This window comes from Yersinia alsatica (assembly GCF_902170305.1).
GTDB lineage: Bacteria > Pseudomonadota > Gammaproteobacteria > Enterobacterales > Enterobacteriaceae > Yersinia > Yersinia alsatica.
In genome coordinates this window covers 378616-398914 of record NZ_CABHWW010000033.1, presented here as the reverse complement: position 1 = coordinate 398914, position 20299 = coordinate 378616, and the positions used below count along the sequence as shown (strand labels likewise).

Here is a 20299-nt window from a genome sequence, read left to right as displayed (position 1 = left end):
CGCCATCACATTAACTGTCTTACAGTTGCTTCCAGTTGTGTTTATTTGTGACAGAGATTGTTTGATAGCGAGATCATGCCGGTATAATCCTCCCCACAAACATTATTTAAATATAAATCATTAACAGGATTATCGACATGCTCATGAGTTTAGTCGGGATGGCAGTACTGATATTAATAGCCGTACTTCTTTCCAGTAATTTTAGGGCGATCAATATCCGCACTGTGGCTGGGGCCTTTATTCTCCAGGTGGGGGTTGGCGCACTGGTATTATATGTGCCAATTGGCCGTCGTATTCTGGGTGGCATGTCTCAAGGGGTAGCGAACGTTATTGCTTATGGTAATGACGGTATTTCATTTATGTTTGGCGGTTTGGTTTCCGACAAAATGTTTGAAGTCTTTGGCGGCGGTGGTTTTGTATTTGCGCTGCGAGTCTTGCCCGTCATCGTATTTTTCTCTTCATTAATTGCTGTTTTATATTACCTCGGCGTGATGCAGCTGGTTATTCGGGTATTAGGCGGCGGGCTACAAAAGCTGTTGGGGACATCGCGTACCGAATCTCTCTCTGCAACTGCCAATATCTTTGTTGGGCAAACCGAGGCTCCATTGGTGGTGCGTCCTTATATCGCCACCATGACCCAATCTGAATTGTTCGCTGTCATGTGTGGTGGTTTAGCCTCGGTTGCCGGTTCAGTATTGGCCGGTTATGCGCAGATGGGCGTACCGCTGGAGTACCTGATTGCGGCTTCCTTTATGGCGGCACCCGGTGGGTTACTGTTCGCTAAATTGATGGTGCCAGAGACTGAAAAAACCCATGATACCGTCGATGCTACCACTCTGATTGCTGAAGATGAGCGCCCGGCTAACGTTATTGATGCAGCGGCATCTGGCGCGGCGTCCGGTATGCAACTGGCGTTGAATGTCGGGGCGATGTTATTAGCCTTTATCGCATTGATTGCATTGCTCAATGGTATTCTGGGTGGTATTGGCGGCTGGTTCGATTACCCACAACTCTCGATGGAACTGATTCTGGGCTGGGTGTTCTCACCTATTGCTTATCTGATCGGCATTCCATGGAGTGAGGCGATGGTGGCAGGTTCCTTTATCGGCCAGAAAATCATCGTGAACGAATTTGTGGCATTTATGAACTTCGGTCAGTATCTCCAGTCCGAAGAGCTAGTTAGAGCTGCTGGTTTGCAGGTGCTATCTGAACATTCTAAAGCCATAATCTCCTTCGCATTGTGTGGCTTTGCCAACTTGTCGTCTGTTGCCATTTTGTTGGGTGGACTCGGCAGTATGGCGCCTGGTCGGCGCCATGACATCGCACGCTTTGGTCTGAAAGCGGTGGCCGCAGGGACATTATCGAATTTGATGAGCGCCACTATTGCCGGCTTCTTCTTGGCTCTCTGATTAGACTAATTTACTGGATATTATTCATTAATAAGTAGGGAAGTTGGGCAGTGCTCATCACCGTCACATACTGTGTGTATGCTGCGGTTCTGGTGCGCTGCCCGCCCCAAACTATCTGCGCGACTAACGCCTAATTGTCTTGTGGCTCATGCCAATAATCAGGTGGATTCCTGCCCATAAGCTATTCTTGATGCGAGTGGGCATTTATTGTCAGTAGGGCATAAATCAGGTTATTTTGTGACTTTAATCACATATAATTTAGTCTCGTTACAAGTTACTATTGATTAGTGTGAATCTGAACACATCTCATGGTTGTGTAACGTGTTCAAATAGAGTTATGAGTTAGTGCGGTGAGATGGATCTCAATTGCTACCCAGGGTGTTATCCGTGGGGCTATCTTCAAGGAACCAAGTCCGCTCGCCAACGTATTGAGCTTAATTACCAGAGAGACCAAGCCGGTCTCTTTGCCCGCTCATAAATAAATGCTCAGTTTTGGCAATGTGCCGAAGCTGAAAAGTGTTGGAGAGTTTTATGACCGATTTAACCGCCTGCGCGAATCTGAATGATTATGCCAAACGCGCGCTGAGTTTAATGGATTTAACTACCCTGAATGACGATGATACCGACGATAAAGTTATCGCTTTGTGTCATCAGGCTAAAAGTCCTGCTGGCAATACTGCGGCAGTCTGTATTTATCCTCGCTTTATTCCTATTGCTCGTAAGACATTACGTGAGCAGGGGACACCTGAGATCCGTATTGCAACGGTGACCAACTTCCCACATGGCAATGATGATATTGCTATTGCACTGGCTGAAACCCGTGCGGCGATTGCTTATGGTGCCGACGAAGTGGATGTGGTTTTCCCTTATCGCGCCTTAATGGCTGGTAACGATAAAGTGGGCTTCGAATTAGTGAAAGTGTGCAAAGAAGCCTGTGCTGCCGCGAACGTGTTATTGAAAGTGATTATTGAATCGGGTGAATTAAAACAAGAACATTTAATTCGTCAGGCTTCCGAGATTGCTATCAAAGCGGGGGCTGATTTCATTAAAACTTCAACCGGTAAAGTGCCGGTCAATGCCACGCTGGAAAGTGCCGACATCATGATGCGCACTATTCGTGACTTAGGTGTGGAGAAAACCGTCGGCTTCAAACCGGCGGGGGGCGTACGCACCGCTGAAGATGCCGCACAGTTCTTGCAACTGGCCGATAAACTGATGGGTGAAGGCTGGGCTGATGCTCGCCATTTCCGTTTTGGTGCCTCCAGTCTGTTAGGCAGCTTGTTGACAACACTGGGTCATCAAAGCGACAGCAAAACCAGCGGCTACTAATCGTTTTCACAGTGATTGCACTGAGCAGATGCACTGCGGGCTAGGTTGCCGCAGTGCAGCTTTTTCCATATTGACGTCAAGCAGGGGGATGCCTTGTTTCTGGCACAAGAAATTATCCGTAAAAAACGCGACGGTCAGCCACTGAGCGAAGAAGAAATTCGGTTCTTTATCAATGGTATTCGCGACAATGTGGTTTCCGAAGGGCAGATTGCTGCTTTGGCAATGACCATCTATTTCCACGACATGACGATGCCTGAACGCGTGGCGCTCACCATGGCAATGCGCGATTCCGGCACGGTACTGAACTGGAAGAGCCTCAACCTCAACGGCCCAATTGTGGATAAACACTCCACCGGCGGTGTCGGCGACGTAACTTCTCTGATGCTTGGCCCGATGGTTGCCGCTTGCGGTGGCTATGTGCCAATGATTTCAGGCCGTGGTTTGGGACATACTGGCGGAACATTGGACAAACTGGAAGCTATCCCCGGTTTTGATATTTTCCCTGATGACAGTGCATTTCGCAAAATCATTCAGGATGTCGGTGTGGCTATTATTGGTCAAACCAGCTCACTGGCACCGGCGGATAAACGCTTCTATGCCACCCGTGATATTACCGCCACAGTGGATTCCATCCCACTGATCACCGCTTCTATTCTGGCGAAGAAACTGGCTGAAGGTCTGGATGCGCTGGTGATGGATGTTAAAGTTGGCTCAGGTGCTTTTATGCCGACTTATCAGTTATCTGAAGACTTAGCACAGGCTATCGTGAGTGTGGCAAATGGTGCGGGTTGTAAAACCACTGCGCTGTTGACCGACATGAATCAGGTATTGGCTTCCAGTGCCGGTAATGCGGTTGAAGTGCGCGAAGCGGTGCGCTTCCTGACCGGAGAGTACCGTAACCCACGCTTGCTGGAAGTGACAATGGCACTCTGTGTCGAAATGCTGCTATCAGGTGGTTTGGCGCAAGATGCTGCTGATGCCAGAGCCAAGCTGCAAGCGGTATTGGATAACGGCAAAGCGGCGGAAGTCTTTGGTCGCATGGTTGCGGCGCAAAAAGGCCCGAGCGATTTTGTTGAACGCTATGACAGCTATTTACCTGCCGCCATGCTGAGCAAACCCGTATTTGCCGAGCGCCCAGGTATTATCACTGCCATGGATACCCGCGCCTTAGGTATGGCTGTGGTTTCCCTTGGCGGAGGCCGTCGTCGGGCAACTGATTCTATTGATTACAGTGTTGGTCTTACCGACATGGCCCGTCTGGGTGCCCGTGTTGACAGCCAACAGCCATTAACCGTGATTCATGCCAATAATGAAGATGATTGGCAACTGGCGGCAGATGCGGTTCGCGCAGCAATTACTTTGGGTGATAAAGCGCCGGAAGAAACCCCTGTGGTTTATCGCCGTATTACTGAATAAACGCCATACTTTAAGGGGAGCCGCTAAGCGAGCGAACCTATGCAGGAGAAAATGATGAAACGTACATTTATTATGGTATTAGACTCATTTGGTATTGGCGCTAGCGCTGATGCTAAGAAATTTGGCGACGAAGGGGCCGATACTTTGGGCCACATCGCTGAGGCCTGCGCCCGTGGTGAAGCCGATATTGGTCGTAGCGGCCCGTTAAAATTACCTAACCTGAGCCGTTTAGGCTTGGGTAAAGCAGCCGAAGAATCTACCGGCAAATTCCCGGTAGGGCTGGATAAGAACGCAGACATCATTGGTGCCTATGGTTATGCCAGCGAGTTATCTTCCGGCAAAGACACCCCATCAGGTCACTGGGAAATTGCCGGTGTGCCGGTATTGTTCGACTGGGGCTATTTCAGTGATGTGGAAAACAGTTTCCCCCAAGAATTACTGGATAAACTGGTCAAACGCGCCAACTTACCGGGCTATTTGGGTAACTGCCACTCTTCAGGTACGGTGATCCTTGATCAACTGGGCGAAGAGCATATGAAAACCGGGAAGCCGATTTTCTACACTTCGGCTGACTCGGTGTTCCAAATTGCCTGCCATGAAGAGACTTTTGGTCTGGACCGTTTGTATGAGCTGTGTGAGATAGCCCGCGAAGAGCTGACTGAAGGCGGCTACAATATTGGCCGTGTGATTGCGCGTCCGTTTATTGGCGACAAACCGGGTAACTTCCAGCGTACCGGTAACCGCCACGATCTGGCTGTTGAACCGCCAGCGCCAACCATGTTGAAAAAACTGGTGGAAGAGAAACAGGGTGAAGTGGTTTCAATCGGTAAAATTGCCGACATTTATGCCCATATAGGGATCACCCAAAAAGTGAAAGCCACGGGGTTGGATGCGCTGTTTGATGCCACTATAGAAGAGATGAAAAAAGCCGGTGACAACACTATTGTGTTCACTAACTTTGTTGATTTTGACTCTTCTTACGGCCACCGCCGCGATGTTGCAGGTTATGCTGCGGCATTGGAATTATTTGACCGTCGCCTGCCAGAATTGATGGCATTGGTGAAAGAAGACGACATTCTGATCCTGACGGCTGACCATGGTTGTGACCCAACTTGGCCGGGCACCGACCATACCCGTGAGCATATTCCGGTCTTGGTTTACGGCCCGAAAGTTAAGCCGGGCTCACTTGGACATCGTGAAACCTTTGCTGATATTGGCCAGACGGTTGCCAAGTATTTTGATTTGTCACCAATGGATTACGGTAAGAATATGCTTTAAGTCACTCATCTACGCGGGTGATGGCTGATTTTATCCAAACTGTGCAAAGCAGCTCAAACTCAAAGACGGTTTGGTCATATAAATTTTAATTCTCTGATTTTTTTTTTAAGGAAAGTGATTATGGCAACGCCACATATTAATGCTGAAATGGGTGATTTCGCTGACGTTGTACTGATGCCAGGGGATCCGCTGCGTGCGAAGTTTATCGCCGAAACCTTCCTGAAAGATGTGCGCGAAGTGAACAATGTGCGTGGCATGTTGGGCTTCACCGGTACTTATAAAGGGCGTCCAATTTCAGTGATGGGCCACGGCATGGGTATCCCATCCTGCTCTATCTACACCAAAGAGCTGATCACAGATTTCGGCGTGAAGAAAATCATTCGTGTGGGTTCCTGTGGTGCGGTGCGTGCTGATGTTAAACTGCGCGATGTAGTTATCGGCATGGGCGCTTGTACCGACTCCAAAGTCAACCGCCTGCGTTTTAAAGACCACGATTACGCGGCAATTGCTGATTTTGAAATGACACGTAATGCAGTGGATGCCGCCAAAGCAAAAGGGATTGATGTCCGTGTGGGCAATCTTTTCTCGGCTGACCTGTTCTATACGCCAGATCCGCAAATGTTTGATGTAATGGAGAAATACGGCATTCTGGGTGTAGAAATGGAAGCCGCAGGTATCTATGGCGTTGCCGCAGAATTCGGTGCTAAAGCGCTCACTATCTGTACCGTGTCTGACCATATCCGTACCGGTGAACAAACCACCGCCGCCGAGCGCCAGACCACTTTCAATGACATGATTGAGATTGCATTGGAATCTGTGCTGCTGGGTGACAAAGCGTAATTTCGTTAACCTAACAGAATCGAACCACAGTATTTCGGTTCTGTTAGGCGTTATTTTAATCTTCCTTAATCTATTCATCTATCCTCTTGGTTTTCACCTTCTTCCTTTACATATCATATTATTAGCGATATAAATCTATTCACGGTTCTATTCATTTTTCTATTCATGGAGCTATTCAAATGCCTTCCTTGGAAATGTTATTACGACAAGGCCCCACTACGGCAAGCTCCTTGGCACAGGCTTTGGCCATTAGCCAGCCGACCGTATCTCGTCTAATCAATGGGTTAAAAAGTCGAGTGCTAAAGATCGGGAAAGGAAAATCGACCCGTTATGCTTTACTTCGGCTGGTTACAGGCATTAGTGAATTCCCACTCTACAGAATTGACCGCTTCGGGAATGCCAGCCATTTTGCCAATTTATACCCGATCTATCCGGCAGAAATGTGTTGTGTCCATCAATTGGATGACAATACATGGCAACAATTTGACAGCCTCCCTTGGTATCTGGCAGATATGCGGCCACAGGGATTTCTTGGCCGAATTTGGGGCAAGTCTGTTGCTGAACATTTGCAGCTTAATAAGGATATTCGTGGGTGGAATGAAGATAATATCCTGCTCGCGCTATCTCGCATGGCGGATGACAGTAACGGCAATATTTTGCTCGGGCAGGAAAGCTATCAACATTGGCTCGTTAAGCCCGATGCTGTTCCCATTCCACCGTCAGACAAGCTGCAACGTTATAATGAATTGTCTCTAATGGCGCTTGCGGGGGAAATGGTGGGTTCCTCAGCTGGTGGGGAGCAACCTAAATTTACTTGTTATGCCGGATATGAGGAAAAGCCTCCGTCATATGTTATCGTCAAATTTACTGCTGCGCAGGATAACCCTAACGCGCAGCGTTGGGCGGATTTACTTATTGCCGAGTCTTTGGCGTTAAATACCTTAAGAAATGCAGGATATTGCGCAGCTGTCAGTCACATATTGCAATATCAGGATAGACAAACTTTTCTGGAAGTTGAGCGTTTTGACCGTTTTGGTCAGCGTGGTCGTATTGGCATGGTGTCTTTGGAGGCAGTAAATGCCGAGTTTATCGGCATACCTGTAGCCAGTTGGCCGAAAGTATGTCGAGAATTGGCCGAGATAGGTTTACTGAGTATGGTTGACCTTGAGCAAGTCAGACTATTTTGGGCTTTCGGGGTGTTAATTGCGAATACTGATATGCACCATGGAAATCTATCTTTCCTGCATCCGGAAAATCGTCCCCTATCACTTGCGCCTATCTATGACATGTTACCTATGGCTTTTGCTCCATCAGGCACGGGGAATATGCGACAAATGGTGCCGGATATCACGTTATCGGCTGATGTTGGTCGTGAACATTGGCAGCAGGCAAAGCAACTGGCCGAACAATTTTGGGGTACTGTTAGTACCCATCCTAATATCAGTGTGAACTTTAAAGTTATAGCCAGTCAGATGCAGGAGAAGATGGCGTCATTGTCACCTATCATTGAGCGCATGGCGTAATTCCCTGTTCCTGACACCATCTCGCTATTTATCATCCGGTTTTTTGTCGACTTCTGGCGCAGCAGCCGATGTATCTGCTGCGTCATCTTCATTATCATCTTCTTTAACTGGCGTATTGGCGGTCAGCAGATAAGGCGATTGTTGCCAACGGCTGCGACGGCCTTGTAACAGAGTGCGGGCTAGGATAATGCCAACCGCGAGCGCGACCAGTATCATCAGCCGCAACAAATTGGTGGTATTATCCACCTGCTTGGATTCTGTTGCCAACACGTGGGTGTCTAGCGTCATGCGCAAAAATCCACTAGGCCCGCTTTTGCCGGGGATCAGTTCGACAATCTGGTGATTGAAATAACTGCCGGGGCGCTTACCATCTAAGGCCAGCCGGTCACGTACTTTTACGTTTTCACCGGCGGCAGCAACCAGTGTCCCGTCAATCTGGTATACGCTGGCATCCAATATGCGGCTTGATTGGGTTAATTGCTGGAGGATAGCATCGACTTTCTGGCTATCAATATCATCATCACCGGTATCCATAATGGGTGACAGGCTGAAAGTGACTTGTTTTGCCAGCGTTTTTGCCAGTTCTTCAACCTGTTCCGAACGGGCCAGTTGATGGCTGAGGCTGAAATAGGATGCACCTTGCATTAGCAGCACCAATAATGCCAGACAGATCAGCACAATAGCTGTACGGTGCAATCGAAATTTTAATTTGGCCTTGGCCATGCAGGTTCCTTGCCGTATTTGGTGACTTTATGTTGCCAGAAGTTATTACGATAGGATAGTTTGATGCGTTATTTCTACTCTGCATATTTCACATTGCTGCGGTGTTGGCTTCCTTCACTTACCCCAGCCACTGAGTGAACTAGGCTGTTGGGGATTGACTCCGTTGCTGTCTTGTCGCAACGCACAATCTACCGGGTAGCATATTGCCGAGTTTCGTTTTCTACAGGAGCAGTTCATGTCTAATAGTCTGACCTATTGCGATCTCCCAGCGGAGATCTATCAATGGCCGGGTTTGCCACTTTCACTCAGTGGTGATGAAGTAATGCCGCTGGATTATCGTGCCGGTCATACAGGTTGGCTATTGTATGGCAGAAAACTGGATAAAAAGCGCATCACCGATTTCCAGCGTCACTTGGGCGCGGCAATGGTGATTGTTTCCGCTTGGTGTGTGGAAGATTATCAAGTCATTCGCCTGGCGGGCAGTTTGACTCCGCGTATTAAAACGCTGGCTGACGAGAGCGGGCTGGATGTTGCGCCACTGGGCGCTATTCCACACTTGCGCACGCCGGGCCTCTTGGTGATGGATATGGATTCCACCGCCATCCAAATTGAGTGTATCGATGAGATTGCCAAGTTGGCAGGTGTAGGGGAAGAAGTGGCGGCTGTCACTGAGCGCGCTATGCAAGGCGAGCTAGATTTCTCGGCCAGTTTGCGCCAACGCGTGGCTACCCTGAAAGGGGCTGATGCCAATATTCTCAAACAGGTTCGTGACGGATTGCCTTTGATGCCGGGGCTGACCAGCTTGGTACGCAAACTTCAGGCGCTGGACTGGCATGTGGCCATTGCATCCGGCGGCTTTACCTATTATGCCGAGTATCTGCGCGACAAATTGCGCCTGGTGGACGTGGCTGCCAATGAGCTGGAAATCAAAGACGGCAAACTGACAGGCAAAGTGCTCGGGCCAATTGTCGACGCGCAATACAAAGCCGACACCCTGCTTAAACTGGCTGAAAAGCTGAATATCCCCATTGCTCAAACTGTGGCAATAGGCGATGGCGCTAACGACCTGAAAATGATGCAAGCCGCCGGTCTGGGTCTGGCTTTCCATGCCAAACCGAAAGTTTACGCTAAAGCAAAAGTGGCGATTCGTCATGGCGATTTGCTGAGTGTGTTGTGCATTCTGACCGGTAGTCTTAAGCACGAAGAGCGCTGAAATAGGCTATTTTATTTACCATTTTGAATTTGGGCAGTGCTCTAAATCCTCACGTACTCTGTGTACGCTCCGGTTTTTGCGCGCTGTCCGCATCCAAACTGTCTGCAACAATTACGCCTATTTGAGTTGATGACCAAGTTATCCCAGTAGACGTTGAACGATAAAATGGGTGTGTCTGCATTGGGTCATCAACTCACTGTTAGGCTGTCATATTGAGGTGAACCGTGGCTAAAGCACCAAAACGGGCATTTGTCTGTAATGAATGTGGGGCTGATTATCCGCGCTGGCAAGGGCAGTGCAGCGCCTGCAATGCCTGGAATACTATTACCGAAATTCGTCTGGCGGCGGCTGCGACGTCATCATCTCGTAATGAGCGTTTTGGTGGCTATGCGGGTGATGCCGGTATTAGTCGGGTACAAAAGTTATCTGATATCAGTCTGGAAGAATTGCCGCGTTTCTCTACCGGCTTTCTTGAGTTTGACCGAGTGCTGGGCGGTGGTGTGGTGCCGGGCAGCGCTATTTTGATTGGTGGTAATCCGGGGGCCGGCAAGAGTACTTTACTGCTGCAAACCCTCTGCAAGCTGTCCGAAAACATGAAAACCCTGTATGTCACCGGGGAAGAGTCGCTGCAACAAGTTGCCATGCGGGCGCATCGCTTAGGGTTACCCACCGCCGGCCTGAATATGTTGTCGGAAACCAGCATTGAACAGATTTGCCTGATTGCTGAACAAGAACAGCCGCGCTTGATGGTTATCGACTCCATTCAAGTGATGCATATGGCGGATATTCAATCATCGCCGGGCAGTGTGGCGCAAGTGCGTGAAACTGCAGCCTATCTCACGCGTTTTGCTAAAACCCGTGGCGTCGCCATTGTGATGGTGGGCCATGTGACCAAAGATGGTTCGCTGGCTGGGCCAAAAGTCTTGGAACACTGCATTGACTGCTCAGTGATGCTCGATGGCGACGGTGACTCACGTTTTCGTACTCTGCGTAGCCACAAAAACCGCTTTGGTGCCGTCAATGAGCTGGGTGTTTTCGCCATGACCGAGCAAGGTCTGCGCGAGGTCAGTAACCCGTCAGCTATCTTCCTCAGCCGGGGCGATGAAGTCACGGCGGGCAGTTCGGTGATGGTGGTGTGGGAAGGGACGCGCCCGCTGTTGGTTGAGATTCAGGCGCTGGTGGATCACTCCATGATGTCGAATCCGCGCCGGGTGGCGGTCGGGCTGGAACAAAACCGACTAGCCATTTTACTGGCCGTTTTGCACCGTCATGGTGGTTTGCAGATGTCCGACCAAGACGTATTCGTCAATGTGGTGGGGGGCGTGAAAGTCACCGAAACCAGTGCTGATCTGGCGTTGCTGATGTCGCTGGTCTCTAGTCTACGTGACCGCCCGCTACCACAGGATTTAGTGGTATTTGGCGAGGTCGGTTTGGCCGGTGAGATTCGGCCAGTACCCAGTGGTCAGGAACGTATTTCAGAGGCAGCCAAGCACGGTTTTAAACGCGCTATCGTGCCTTACGCCAATATGCCGAAGAAGCCACTGCCCAATATGCAGGTTTTCGGGGTGAAAAAACTGGCCGATGCACTGGCGGTGTTGGAAGATTTGTAACGCCATACCGCACATTTAGTCGTGTCAATCGCGCAGCATACTGTGTTATTTTTGTTTAGTGCACTAAACAAGGAGGCAGCATGCTGCAGTTCGACTATCTCAAAACAGCGATTAAGCAAAAAGGCTGTACTTTACAGCAGGTGGCCGATGCCAGTGGCATGACCAAAGGTTACTTAAGCCAGTTACTCAATGACAAAATCAAAAGCCCCAGTGCACAAAAGCTAGAAGCCCTGCACCGTTACCTTGAGCTGGAATTCCCGCGTCGTGAGAAAAAAGTCGGCGTGGTGTTTGGTAAATTTTACCCGCTACATACCGGCCATATCTATCTTATCCAACGTGCTTGTAGCCAGGTTGATGAGCTGCATATCATTCTTTGCTTCGATGAACCCCGTGACCGCGAGCTGTTTGAAAACAGTTCTATGTCGCAGCAACCGACGGTCAGTGACCGCTTGCGCTGGTTATTACAAACCTTTAAATATCAGAAAAATATCCATATTCATTCATTTGATGAGCACGGTATTGAGCCATACCCTCATGGCTGGGATGTCTGGAGCCATGGCGTCAAAAAATTCATGGCAGAAAAGGGGATTGTCCCAAACTTTATTTACTCCAGCGAAAGTCAGGATGCGCCGCATTATCATGAGCAATTTGGTATTGAAACCATCCTGATCGACCCGCAGCGCTCATTTATGAATATCAGTGGCCGCCAGATCCGCCGTGATCCTTTCCGCTACTGGGATTATATCCCGACCGAAGTGAAGCCCTTCTTTGTGCGCACTGTGGCGATATTGGGGGGAGAATCTAGTGGAAAATCTACGTTGGTCAATAAGTTAGCCAATATTTTCAATACCACCAGTGCGTGGGAATATGGTCGTGACTATGTTTTCTCTCATCTGGGGGGCGATGAGATGGCACTGCAATATTCCGATTATGACAAGATTGCACTGGGGCAGGCACAATATGTTGATTTTGCGGTGAAATATGCCAATAAAGTGGCCTTTATTGATACCGATTTTGTTACCACGCAGGCATTTTGTAAGAAATATGAAGGACGAGAGCACCCATTTGTGCAGGCGCTGATTGATGAATATCGCTTTGATTTGGTTATTTTGCTGGAGAATAACACGCCGTGGGTTGCCGATGGTTTGCGTAGCCTCGGCAGTGATCGTGACCGCAAATCTTTCCAGAAATTACTGGAGCAGATGCTGCGCAGCAATAATATTGAGTATGTCCATGTGGAGTCGGCGGACTACGACGAGCGCTTCCTGCGCTGTGTCGAGCTGGTTCAACAATTACTGGCCGCCGATCTGCAAAGGCTAGCCCGCCCATCAGTATTAAGTGAAATACCGCAAGAAGATTGATGTGAATTTAGTATTCAAGGGCGCAATTGTTGCAGCCCTTTTAATTAGTAACTAATCACGACCTTGCCGCGCATATGCCCACCTGCCACCTGGCTGTGGGCCGTGTGCAGGTTTTCGACCGTCAGGCCATGCAGCGTTTCACTGAGAGTGCCTTGCAGTTTGCCCTCATCAACCAACTGACTGATTTGTTTTAGAATCTCACCCTGTTGGGCGATATCTGGTGTGGAGAACATGCTGCGGGTGAACATAAATTCCCAATGTAGGGCGGCACTTTTCAGTTTCAACTGGTTCTGATCCAGCGGTTTTTCATTCTCAACGATGGTGCAGATTTGCCCTAAGGGTGCAATAAGCTCGCTGATAGCGGGCCAATGACCGTCGGTATCATTCAAGCAAAGAATATAATCAACTTTATCAATGCCTTCTTTCTGCAACTGTGCTTTCAGGTCGCGGTAATCGACGGTTAAGTCAGCCCCGCGTTCGCGGCACCAAGCCGCTGACTCTGGGCGTGAGGCGGTCGCAATCACTTTTACCGGGCTACGTAACGCAGCTAAAGGGATCGCCAGTGATCCCACGCCACCGGCACCACCAATGATGAGCAAACTTTTATCGGCACTGGCCTGCTGAATTTTCAGATGTTCAAACAGTGCTTCCCACGCGGTGATGGCCGTTAATGGTAGGGCCGCGGCCTGCGCCCAGTTGAGTGAACTTGGCTTGTGGGCGGCGATACGAGCATCAACCAACTGTTGAGTGGCATTGCTGCCGGGGCGAGTGATATCGCCAGCATACCAAACTTCATCGCCCGCACGAAAACCTGTCACTTTCTCACCAACACTGACCACCACACCAGCAGCATCCCAGCCCAGAATCCGCGGCTGTTGCAGGCCATTTTTCTTCAGGCCGTGGTGTACCTTGGTATCAACTGGATTAATCGAGGCGGCTTTGACATTTACCAGCAAATCAAAAGGGCCGGGGGTGAGTGTATCTAGGGTGATTTCAATAAAATCAGCGGGTTGTTGCGGATTTACGGCAATGGCTTTAATGGACATGATGATATTCCTGCTCCTGTTTAGCATATCAACTGAGTCTAGACCACTCTGATGACAGTGATAAGATGGACAATCACTAACGCAGTGTTCGTCTGAGGTAAACAATTATGCGTGAGAAACCTAGCTATGTTTAAGCAACTTCAGGATATGGCTCTGTTCGCCAAGGTCGCAGAGTGCGGCAGTTTCACCCGTGCGGCTACTATGGCGGGCTTACCTAAATCTAGCGTCAGCCAGCGGATTAGCCAGTTGGAGCAAAATCTGGGGATTCGGTTGCTCAATAGAACCACGCGCCAACTGAACCTGACGTTTGCCGGAGAGCGCTATCTGGTGCATTGTCAGGAGATGCTACAAGCCGCCGAGCGCGCTGATTTGGCACTCCAACGGCTGAAGGATAACCCCAGTGGGCGCTTGCGCATTTCCACACCAGCAGGATTGGGGGCCACGTTACTGGCCCGGCTGGCGGCAGACTTTCAGCGGCAATATCCTGATGTGTTGCTGGAGGTTTTGGTGTCGGATAGCATGGTGGATTTGGTCGAAGATGGCTTCGATGTGGCGCTGCGTACCGGTAAACCACAGGATTCGTCACTGATTGGTCGGCGGCTGGGATATGCTCCGCGTTACCTGCTGGCTTCCCCTGCTTATTTGGCCCAACACCCGCCATTACTCCATCCGCGCCAATTGGATACTCATCGCTGCATTGCCCATCGTGCCTGGCAGGCGCTGATTTTGCGCCGCGATGAGGAATTCTATCGCTGGCAGGTGCCCGCGCTACATATTACCGATAACCTGTTATATGCCCGTGAATGTGCGCTGAACCATGGCGGCATCACGCTACTTCCGGCCTTCTTAAGCCGTGAAGTGGTGGCAAATCGGCAGTTAATTGAAGTATTGCCGCAATGGCAGGCTGAGGGAAATGAGCTGTATTTGGTCTATCCGAGCCGCAAGCTGAACTCTCCCGCACTGAGCTGTTTTATTGATGTAGTGATTGGGCATCCGGTATTTGAGGATTATATGCAGGGGTTAGAGTAAGTTGTAAGCGCAGTGGAGTGCGGGGCTACCGACTCCACTTTGGGCTATCTATTCCAGATAATACACTTCATTCCAGATAAAACACTTCGCGCAGGGATTGGCTCACTGGGCTGTTATCTGGGTTGCTTGGCATGACATCGGCCATATGTTGCCACCAGCGTTGACACACGTTGGTTTGCGCCACTGCATTCCAGCGCTCTTCTGATTCAATTTCGACAAAACCAAACAGCAAATTGCGCGCTTCATCGAGGAAAATAGCATAGTGGTGAGCGCCATGGGCTTTCAGCACAGCTTGCAGTTCCGGCCAAATTGGTGAGTGTCGGCGCTGATATTCAGCATGGGAGTCAGGGTTGACCTGCATAACAAACGCTTTGCGTATCATGATGTTGTCTCCGCTCACAGTGCCTGCAAGTACAAGGTTCGGATTTGTTCACGACTCGCTGGACGTGGGTTACAAGGCGCGCAAGGGTCGGCCAGCGCTTTATCTAACCAGCCCTCAATATCATTTTCCTCAATACCTAAGGCGGAGAACCCGGCAGGAATGCCGACTTGCAACGACAACTGACGAATAGCCGCTATCGCCTGATGGCTGGCTTGCTCATCACTCATTTCCTGAGTGTTTACCCCCATTGCCTGCGCAATGCGAGCGAAGCGACTGACTGCTTGTGGGCGATTATATTCTTCAACTACCGGCAGTAAGATAGCATTGCACACGCCGTGAGGCAGGTTATGTGTGGCCCCCGGCTGATGGGCCAGTGCGTGAACCAAACCTAGCCCAGCACTGTTAAACGCCATGCCCGCCAGATACTGCCCACATGCCATCATTTCCCGAGCATGCAGGTTTTTGCCGTCTGCCACCGCTAATGGCAGCCACTGGCTAATAAGGCGGATTGATTCGAGCGCTGAATGGTCAGTCAATGTATGCGCGCCGAGTGAAACATAAGCTTCAATCGCATGGGTGAGGGCATCCATTCCGGTTGCGGCGGTGACACTGGCGGGAATATTGAGCATTACTGACGGGTCGTCCACCGCAATATCAGGAATGATATTGGTATCGATGATGACTTCCTTCACTTGCCGCTGACTATCAATAATGACGGCATTGCTGGTCAATTCTGCCGCCGTTCCTGCCGTGGTATTGATGGCGATGAGCGGCACCCCGGCTTGTTTGACTTTACCCACACCGGAATAAGCCGTGGATGGTCCCGGATTGGCGGTTAGTATCTTAATGGCTTTGGCGGTATCAATGGGGCTGCCACCACCGAAGGCCACCAAATAGTCGCATTGATGCTGTGTGAAGGCGCTAAAACCTGCCTGTACTAACTCTTCGGTTGGGTTAGGAAATACCTGTGCAAACAGCGCATAAGGTAACTGATGCTGCTTCATCGCCGTGAGTAAGCTATCCAACAAACCCATTTCGACCAGTTGCCCATCTGTAACAATCAGTGCTTTTCCCCACTGTTTGTCGCTGAGCAATTTAACCATATCGCCAATAGCCCCGGTGCCGTGCAAGCTGATTTTCGGCAGTGCCAACATGAAACTCATACTGTACTCCTCAAATAACGCATAAGTGATGATTCGCCCCGATGTCATCCGTCGGGGCTGTGGTCGAGGGCTTAGACGTCCAGTGCAGCGGCCAGCGGCGTGACATCAAAACGTGCCGCCAGTGCAATCAATTGCTCGCGTGAAATAGTCTGTTTCTTGCCGCCCATCGACAGCACTTTCACCATGATTTCGGCTGATTTCTCGGCGGTATCAATCAGGCCAAAGGCGTCATCCAGTGTGGGCCCACTGCCGAAAATGCCATGGAAAGGCCAAAGTACCAGACTGTGTTCACGCATCTGTTCCGCCGTCTGTGCACCAATCCCATCGGTGCCCGGCACCATCCACGGCACAATGCCAATCCCATCAGGGAACACCACCAGACATTCGGTACTGCCTTCCCACAACAGACGGGTGAAGCTGGCGTTATCCAGTTTTTGCACATAGCTCAGGGCAATTAGATTGGTAGCATGGCAATGCATAATCACTCGGTTGCTGCCGCCGCTGACTTGCATCCGCACAATGTGGGATTGGAAGTGTGCCGCCAGCTCAGAGGTGGGTAGCCCTCCTTGAGTCAAGCCCCAGTGAATGTGATAAGCCATGCCATCATTGCTGACTTGCAGCAACACCAGATTTTCAGCAGGATTTAATTCAACATTGCGGAAAAATTTGCCGGAACCGGTGACAAGAAACCAGCTGTTTGCCAGTTCGGGAGCCGGTTGCGTGAGCTCCACGTTACGCGGTTGAGGGTAAAAATCGCGCCGATAAGGTTCCACTTCTTCAGCCAGCAGTCGCAAACTGATATTGCCACCGTTACGTTCGTCCCACCCTTTGCGCCACATATCGCTGGTGGCTTTAATCATTCCCTCAATAAACCAGGAAGATAGAATCGCTTGCATCATCATGAGTCCTTAACGTTGGCTGAGAATCTGTTGTTCATATTCACGTACTGCATCGAGCCAGCGGGCATCGACCGGTACGTCATTGCGTTGGCAGTAACCTTCCCAAACGGCTTGCCATGGCAGGGATTTCTGCTCTTCCAGCAGCGCCAATCTTGCGGTGTAATCACCGCGCAGTTCCAGTTGGCGTAGCATCTCGGTAGGTTCCAGTAAGGCGCGTAATAAAGCTTTCTTCATGTTGCGGGTGCCAATGACCCAAGCGGCAATGCGGTTAATCGAGGCATCAAAGAAGTCCAGACCGATATGAACCCGATCAAACAGGTTGTGGCGGATGATTTCACTGGCAATAGCCTGTGTTTCATCATCCAGCAACACCACGTGGTCACTGTCCCAACGAACTGGGCGGCTGACATGCAACAGTAGGCGCGGGACATACAGCATGGCGCTGGATATTTTGTCGGAAATGACTTCAGTGGGATGGAAGTGACCGGCATCCAGGCACAGCGCCGTTTGGCGGCTGGCGGCATAGCCCATATAAAACTCGTTGGAACCGACGGTGTAGCTTTCAGCACCAATACCAAATAATTTGCTCTCCACCGCATCAATGTGATGAGCCGGATTTAACTTTTCACTGATGACTTCATCCAGAGCTGACAGCAGGCGCTGGCGGGGCGCAAGGCGATCAATGGGGGTGTCTTTCATGCCATCAGGGATCCAGATGTTCATGACGGAAGCGGTACCTAATTGCTCACCCAAATAGGCGGAAACCCGGCGGCTAGCCTGACAGTGCTCAATCCAGAACTGACGGATTTTTGGGTCGGCATGTGACAGGGTAAAACCGTCAGCACTCAATGGGTGAGAGAAACAAGAGGGGTTAAAATCGAGCCCTAAATGGTGTTTTTTAGCCCATTCAACCCAGTGGTTAAAGTGGCGTGGCTCGATTTTATTGCGCGCTACCGGCGTATCGGATTCCAGATAAATGGCATGTAAATTTAGCCGTTTAGGCCCAGGAATTAATGTCAGCGCCAGTTCCAGGTCAGAGCGTAGCTCGGCAGCATTACGTGCTTTTCCGGGGTAGTTTCCGGTTGCTTGGATCCCCCCGGTCAATACAGCATCTGGATTCTCAAAACCGGTGACATCATCACCTTGCCAGCAATGCATGGAGACCGGTAGCGTATCAAGACGAGTAAGTGCGGCATCAACATCAACGCCGACAGCAGCAAAGCGCTGCTTAGCCAGCTCCCAGGCCTGTTCAATAGAGTTCGTCATATGCAAAGTTCCTTAGGTAATTGACTCAGTGACTGGAATTGCGGCCAATGGGCAGCAAAGTCAGTGTTGTCGTGAGGGGATAAATGGTGGAGTGGGAAGTTATTCGCCACGATGCGGCGGTAATGAGTGACATCAGCCACCTCGCCCAGCGAAATCAATTGGCTACCAATATTGCCAAGTGTAGAAGCCTCAATCGGCCCCATGCTCACATGCAAGCCGCAAGCATTGGCGCAGAGTTGATTGAGAAATTGGTTTTGGCTGCCGCCGCCGACAATATGCAAATGGCTGATGGGGCGTCCGCGCAGTTCTGCTAACTCTTGAGCCACTTGCCGGTACAACATGGCGAGGCTATCAAAGATGCAGCGGGCCAATTGGGCAGCCGTAATTGGAACTGGCAGGCCATGCTCGCGGCAGGCATCTTGGATCTCGCGGCACATATTGGCCGGGTTGATAAAACGGCTATCATTGGGGTTGATCAGCGAGCGACAAGCGGGCTGCCGCGCTGCTTGTTCAATCAATTGCGGCAAATCGTCAATCTGCAATTCATCGGTGGCGCGTTGCAGTAGCCACAAACCCATAATATTTTTCAGTACCCGATAGCGGCCTTCAGCGCCACCTTCATTGGTGATATTGCTGCACTGCGCTTGATGATGAGTCAGCGGTGTAGCACTCTCAAAGCCCATCAGTGACCAGGTTCCAGAGCTAAGATAGGCGGCATCAGCATCAATCAGAGGGGCGGCAAGAACTGCGCTGGCCGTATCGTGGGTGGCAACGGCCACCACTGGAACCTCTTGACCACGGGCACTGCGCCAATAACCGATGGTATTACCGGGTTTACTGGGTTTGGCAAACCAGTGCGCGGGTACCCCCGCATAAGCCAGTAAGTCGCCATCCCAGTCATTGGTGTCAATATTGAGTAACTGAGTGGTACTGGCGTTGGTATATTCCCAGTTAAGTTGGCCGGTCAGGCGGTAATGCAAGTAGTCCGGGATCAGGAGGAGATGGGCGACATCGGCAAGTAAATGGGGCTGCTGTTCACTCAATGCGCGTAATTGATACAGGGTATTGAATGGCAAGAATTGAATGCCGGTGCGGCGATAAATCGCTTTGCTACCCAGTTTCTGCTGCGCCTGTTCCATCACCCCTTGAGTGCGGCTATCGCGATAAGATACCGGCAGCCCGACCCGTTTTCCCTGCTTATCAAGCAACACAAAATCCACGCCCCAGCTATCAATACCAATGCTGTCCAGCGCGATCCCTTCACTGTCGAGCTTATTTAGGCCCTGACGAATAGATTGCTCAATGGCATCAATATCCCAGACATCTGAGCCGTCAATGGATTTAATCTGGTTGGTAAAGCGGCAGACTTCACGCAATTTAAGCTGTTGCTGGGCGGGATAATAGCTTGCCAGCATCACTCGCCCGCTAGAGGCTCCAAGGTCAATAGCGACCATGTGCCGTGGGGCATTGGGGGGTGTGACGGTTGATGATGAAAATGTGGATTGTGTGGGCATGATAAGCGGCCTGTCGTTTCTCGATGTCCAACAGTGTAGAAATTTGCCTGATCTACGACCTTCTCATCACTGCCAGCCGCTATGGCTTGCTGGCAGAATGACGAAAGTGAAAGTGAAATAGCTCACAGTTTCGTATTTATGCGCAACCTTCCCCACCTGTGACCTCGCGCATATTTTTCAACATTGCTGCGTCTATCTAAAAAAAATCGCCGCCAAAGTGCTTTTTAGTGTCAAAAATTGAAGGTTTAGTCACCGCTGCTGCTTTTACTATCGAGGGCTGAAGCAGGGCGATTTCGCC

General features: G+C 50.3%; 17 protein-coding genes and 1 pseudogene. 11 read left to right on the top strand and 7 right to left on the bottom strand.

Features of this window, described 5'->3' with window-relative positions:
* Positions 1-137: 137 nt before the first annotated feature.
* The 6 genes from FTA96_RS20875 to yjjJ all read left to right on the top strand — a co-directional run bounded on the left by FTA96_RS20875 (position 138) and on the right by yjjJ (position 7795).
* Positions 138-1409 carry a NupC/NupG family nucleoside CNT transporter gene (locus FTA96_RS20875; RefSeq protein WP_072077402.1) on the top strand — a complete coding sequence of 424 codons (1272 nt, stop codon included), beginning with the start codon at positions 138-140 and terminating at the stop codon, positions 1407-1409.
* Between the two features lie 531 nt (positions 1410-1940).
* Positions 1941-2738, top strand: coding sequence for a deoxyribose-phosphate aldolase (deoC, locus tag FTA96_RS20870; protein ID WP_050109519.1), 798 nt, complete (start codon positions 1941-1943; stop codon positions 2736-2738).
* A gap of 93 nt (positions 2739-2831) precedes the next feature.
* Entirely contained in the window at positions 2832-4154 is a 1323-nt protein-coding gene (deoA, locus tag FTA96_RS20865; protein WP_050109518.1) for a thymidine phosphorylase, read from the top strand.
* 54 nt (positions 4155-4208) lie between these two features.
* Positions 4209-5432: a phosphopentomutase gene (gene deoB / locus FTA96_RS20860; RefSeq protein ID WP_145574829.1), complete on the top strand. Its 1224-nt coding sequence runs from the start codon at positions 4209-4211 to the stop codon at positions 5430-5432.
* A 120-nt stretch (positions 5433-5552) separates the two neighbouring features.
* Positions 5553-6272: a purine-nucleoside phosphorylase gene (deoD, locus tag FTA96_RS20855; RefSeq protein ID WP_032909895.1), complete on the top strand. Its 720-nt coding sequence runs from the start codon at positions 5553-5555 to the stop codon at positions 6270-6272.
* 179 nt (positions 6273-6451) lie between these two features.
* Positions 6452-7795: a type II toxin-antitoxin system HipA family toxin YjjJ gene (gene yjjJ, locus FTA96_RS20850; RefSeq protein ID WP_050145550.1), complete on the top strand. Its 1344-nt coding sequence runs from the start codon at positions 6452-6454 to the stop codon at positions 7793-7795.
* A gap of 24 nt (positions 7796-7819) precedes the next feature.
* Here yjjJ and FTA96_RS20845 read toward each other — a convergent pair whose 3' ends face one another.
* Positions 7820-8518 carry a YtjB family periplasmic protein gene (locus FTA96_RS20845; protein ID WP_050121631.1) on the bottom strand — a complete coding sequence of 233 codons (699 nt, stop codon included), beginning with the start codon at positions 8516-8518 and terminating at the stop codon, positions 7820-7822.
* 235 nt (positions 8519-8753) lie between these two features.
* On the opposite strand from FTA96_RS20845, the gene serB reads away from it, so the two are divergent.
* The 3 genes from serB to nadR all read left to right on the top strand — a co-directional run bounded on the left by serB (position 8754) and on the right by nadR (position 12702).
* The gene (serB, locus tag FTA96_RS20840) at positions 8754-9731 is read left to right on the top strand and encodes a phosphoserine phosphatase (RefSeq protein ID WP_050121630.1); all 978 of its coding nucleotides are present in this window, start codon (positions 8754-8756) and stop codon (positions 9729-9731) included.
* Between the two features lie 224 nt (positions 9732-9955).
* Entirely contained in the window at positions 9956-11341 is a 1386-nt protein-coding gene (radA, locus tag FTA96_RS20835) for a DNA repair protein RadA (RefSeq protein ID WP_050109514.1), read from the top strand.
* 80 nt (positions 11342-11421) lie between these two features.
* Positions 11422-12702: a multifunctional transcriptional regulator/nicotinamide-nucleotide adenylyltransferase/ribosylnicotinamide kinase NadR gene (nadR, locus tag FTA96_RS20830; RefSeq protein WP_050109513.1), complete on the top strand. Its 1281-nt coding sequence runs from the start codon at positions 11422-11424 to the stop codon at positions 12700-12702.
* Between the two features lie 44 nt (positions 12703-12746).
* Here the strand turns inward: nadR and FTA96_RS20825 are convergent, their stop codons facing one another.
* The gene (locus FTA96_RS20825; RefSeq protein WP_145536380.1) at positions 12747-13748 is read right to left on the bottom strand and encodes a zinc-binding alcohol dehydrogenase family protein; all 1002 of its coding nucleotides are present in this window, start codon (positions 13746-13748) and stop codon (positions 12747-12749) included.
* Positions 13749-13874: 126 nt separating this feature from the next.
* Here FTA96_RS20825 and FTA96_RS20820 point away from each other — a divergent pair, with 126 nt between their 5' ends.
* The gene (locus FTA96_RS20820) at positions 13875-14777 is read left to right on the top strand and encodes a LysR family transcriptional regulator (protein WP_050121628.1); all 903 of its coding nucleotides are present in this window, start codon (positions 13875-13877) and stop codon (positions 14775-14777) included.
* A 67-nt stretch (positions 14778-14844) separates the two neighbouring features.
* Here the strand turns inward: FTA96_RS20820 and rhaM are convergent, their stop codons facing one another.
* From rhaM to rhaB, 5 genes are all read right to left on the bottom strand, one after another.
* Positions 14845-15159 carry an L-rhamnose mutarotase gene (rhaM, locus tag FTA96_RS20815; RefSeq protein ID WP_050133277.1) on the bottom strand — a complete coding sequence of 105 codons (315 nt, stop codon included), beginning with the start codon at positions 15157-15159 and terminating at the stop codon, positions 14845-14847.
* A gap of 14 nt (positions 15160-15173) precedes the next feature.
* Entirely contained in the window at positions 15174-16322 is a 1149-nt protein-coding gene (fucO, locus tag FTA96_RS20810; RefSeq protein WP_050133275.1) for a lactaldehyde reductase, read from the bottom strand.
* 71 nt (positions 16323-16393) lie between these two features.
* Positions 16394-17218 (bottom strand): rhamnulose-1-phosphate aldolase, encoded by an 825-nt coding sequence (rhaD, locus tag FTA96_RS20805; protein ID WP_050109576.1) that lies wholly within the window; start codon positions 17216-17218, stop codon positions 16394-16396.
* A 12-nt stretch (positions 17219-17230) separates the two neighbouring features.
* Positions 17231-18487 (bottom strand): L-rhamnose isomerase, encoded by a 1257-nt coding sequence (locus FTA96_RS20800; RefSeq protein WP_050145554.1) that lies wholly within the window; start codon positions 18485-18487, stop codon positions 17231-17233.
* The gene (gene rhaB / locus FTA96_RS20795) at positions 18484-19941 is read right to left on the bottom strand and encodes a rhamnulokinase (protein ID WP_145574792.1); all 1458 of its coding nucleotides are present in this window, start codon (positions 19939-19941) and stop codon (positions 18484-18486) included. The genes FTA96_RS20800 and rhaB overlap by 4 nt, the downstream gene beginning before the upstream one ends.
* Here rhaB and FTA96_RS20790 point away from each other — a divergent pair.
* Positions 19940-20102, top strand: a pseudogene (locus tag FTA96_RS20790) (phosphoribosylaminoimidazole synthetase). The gene rhaB and the pseudogene FTA96_RS20790 sit on opposite strands and share 2 nt — an antisense overlap.
* Positions 20103-20299 lie beyond the last annotated feature (197 nt).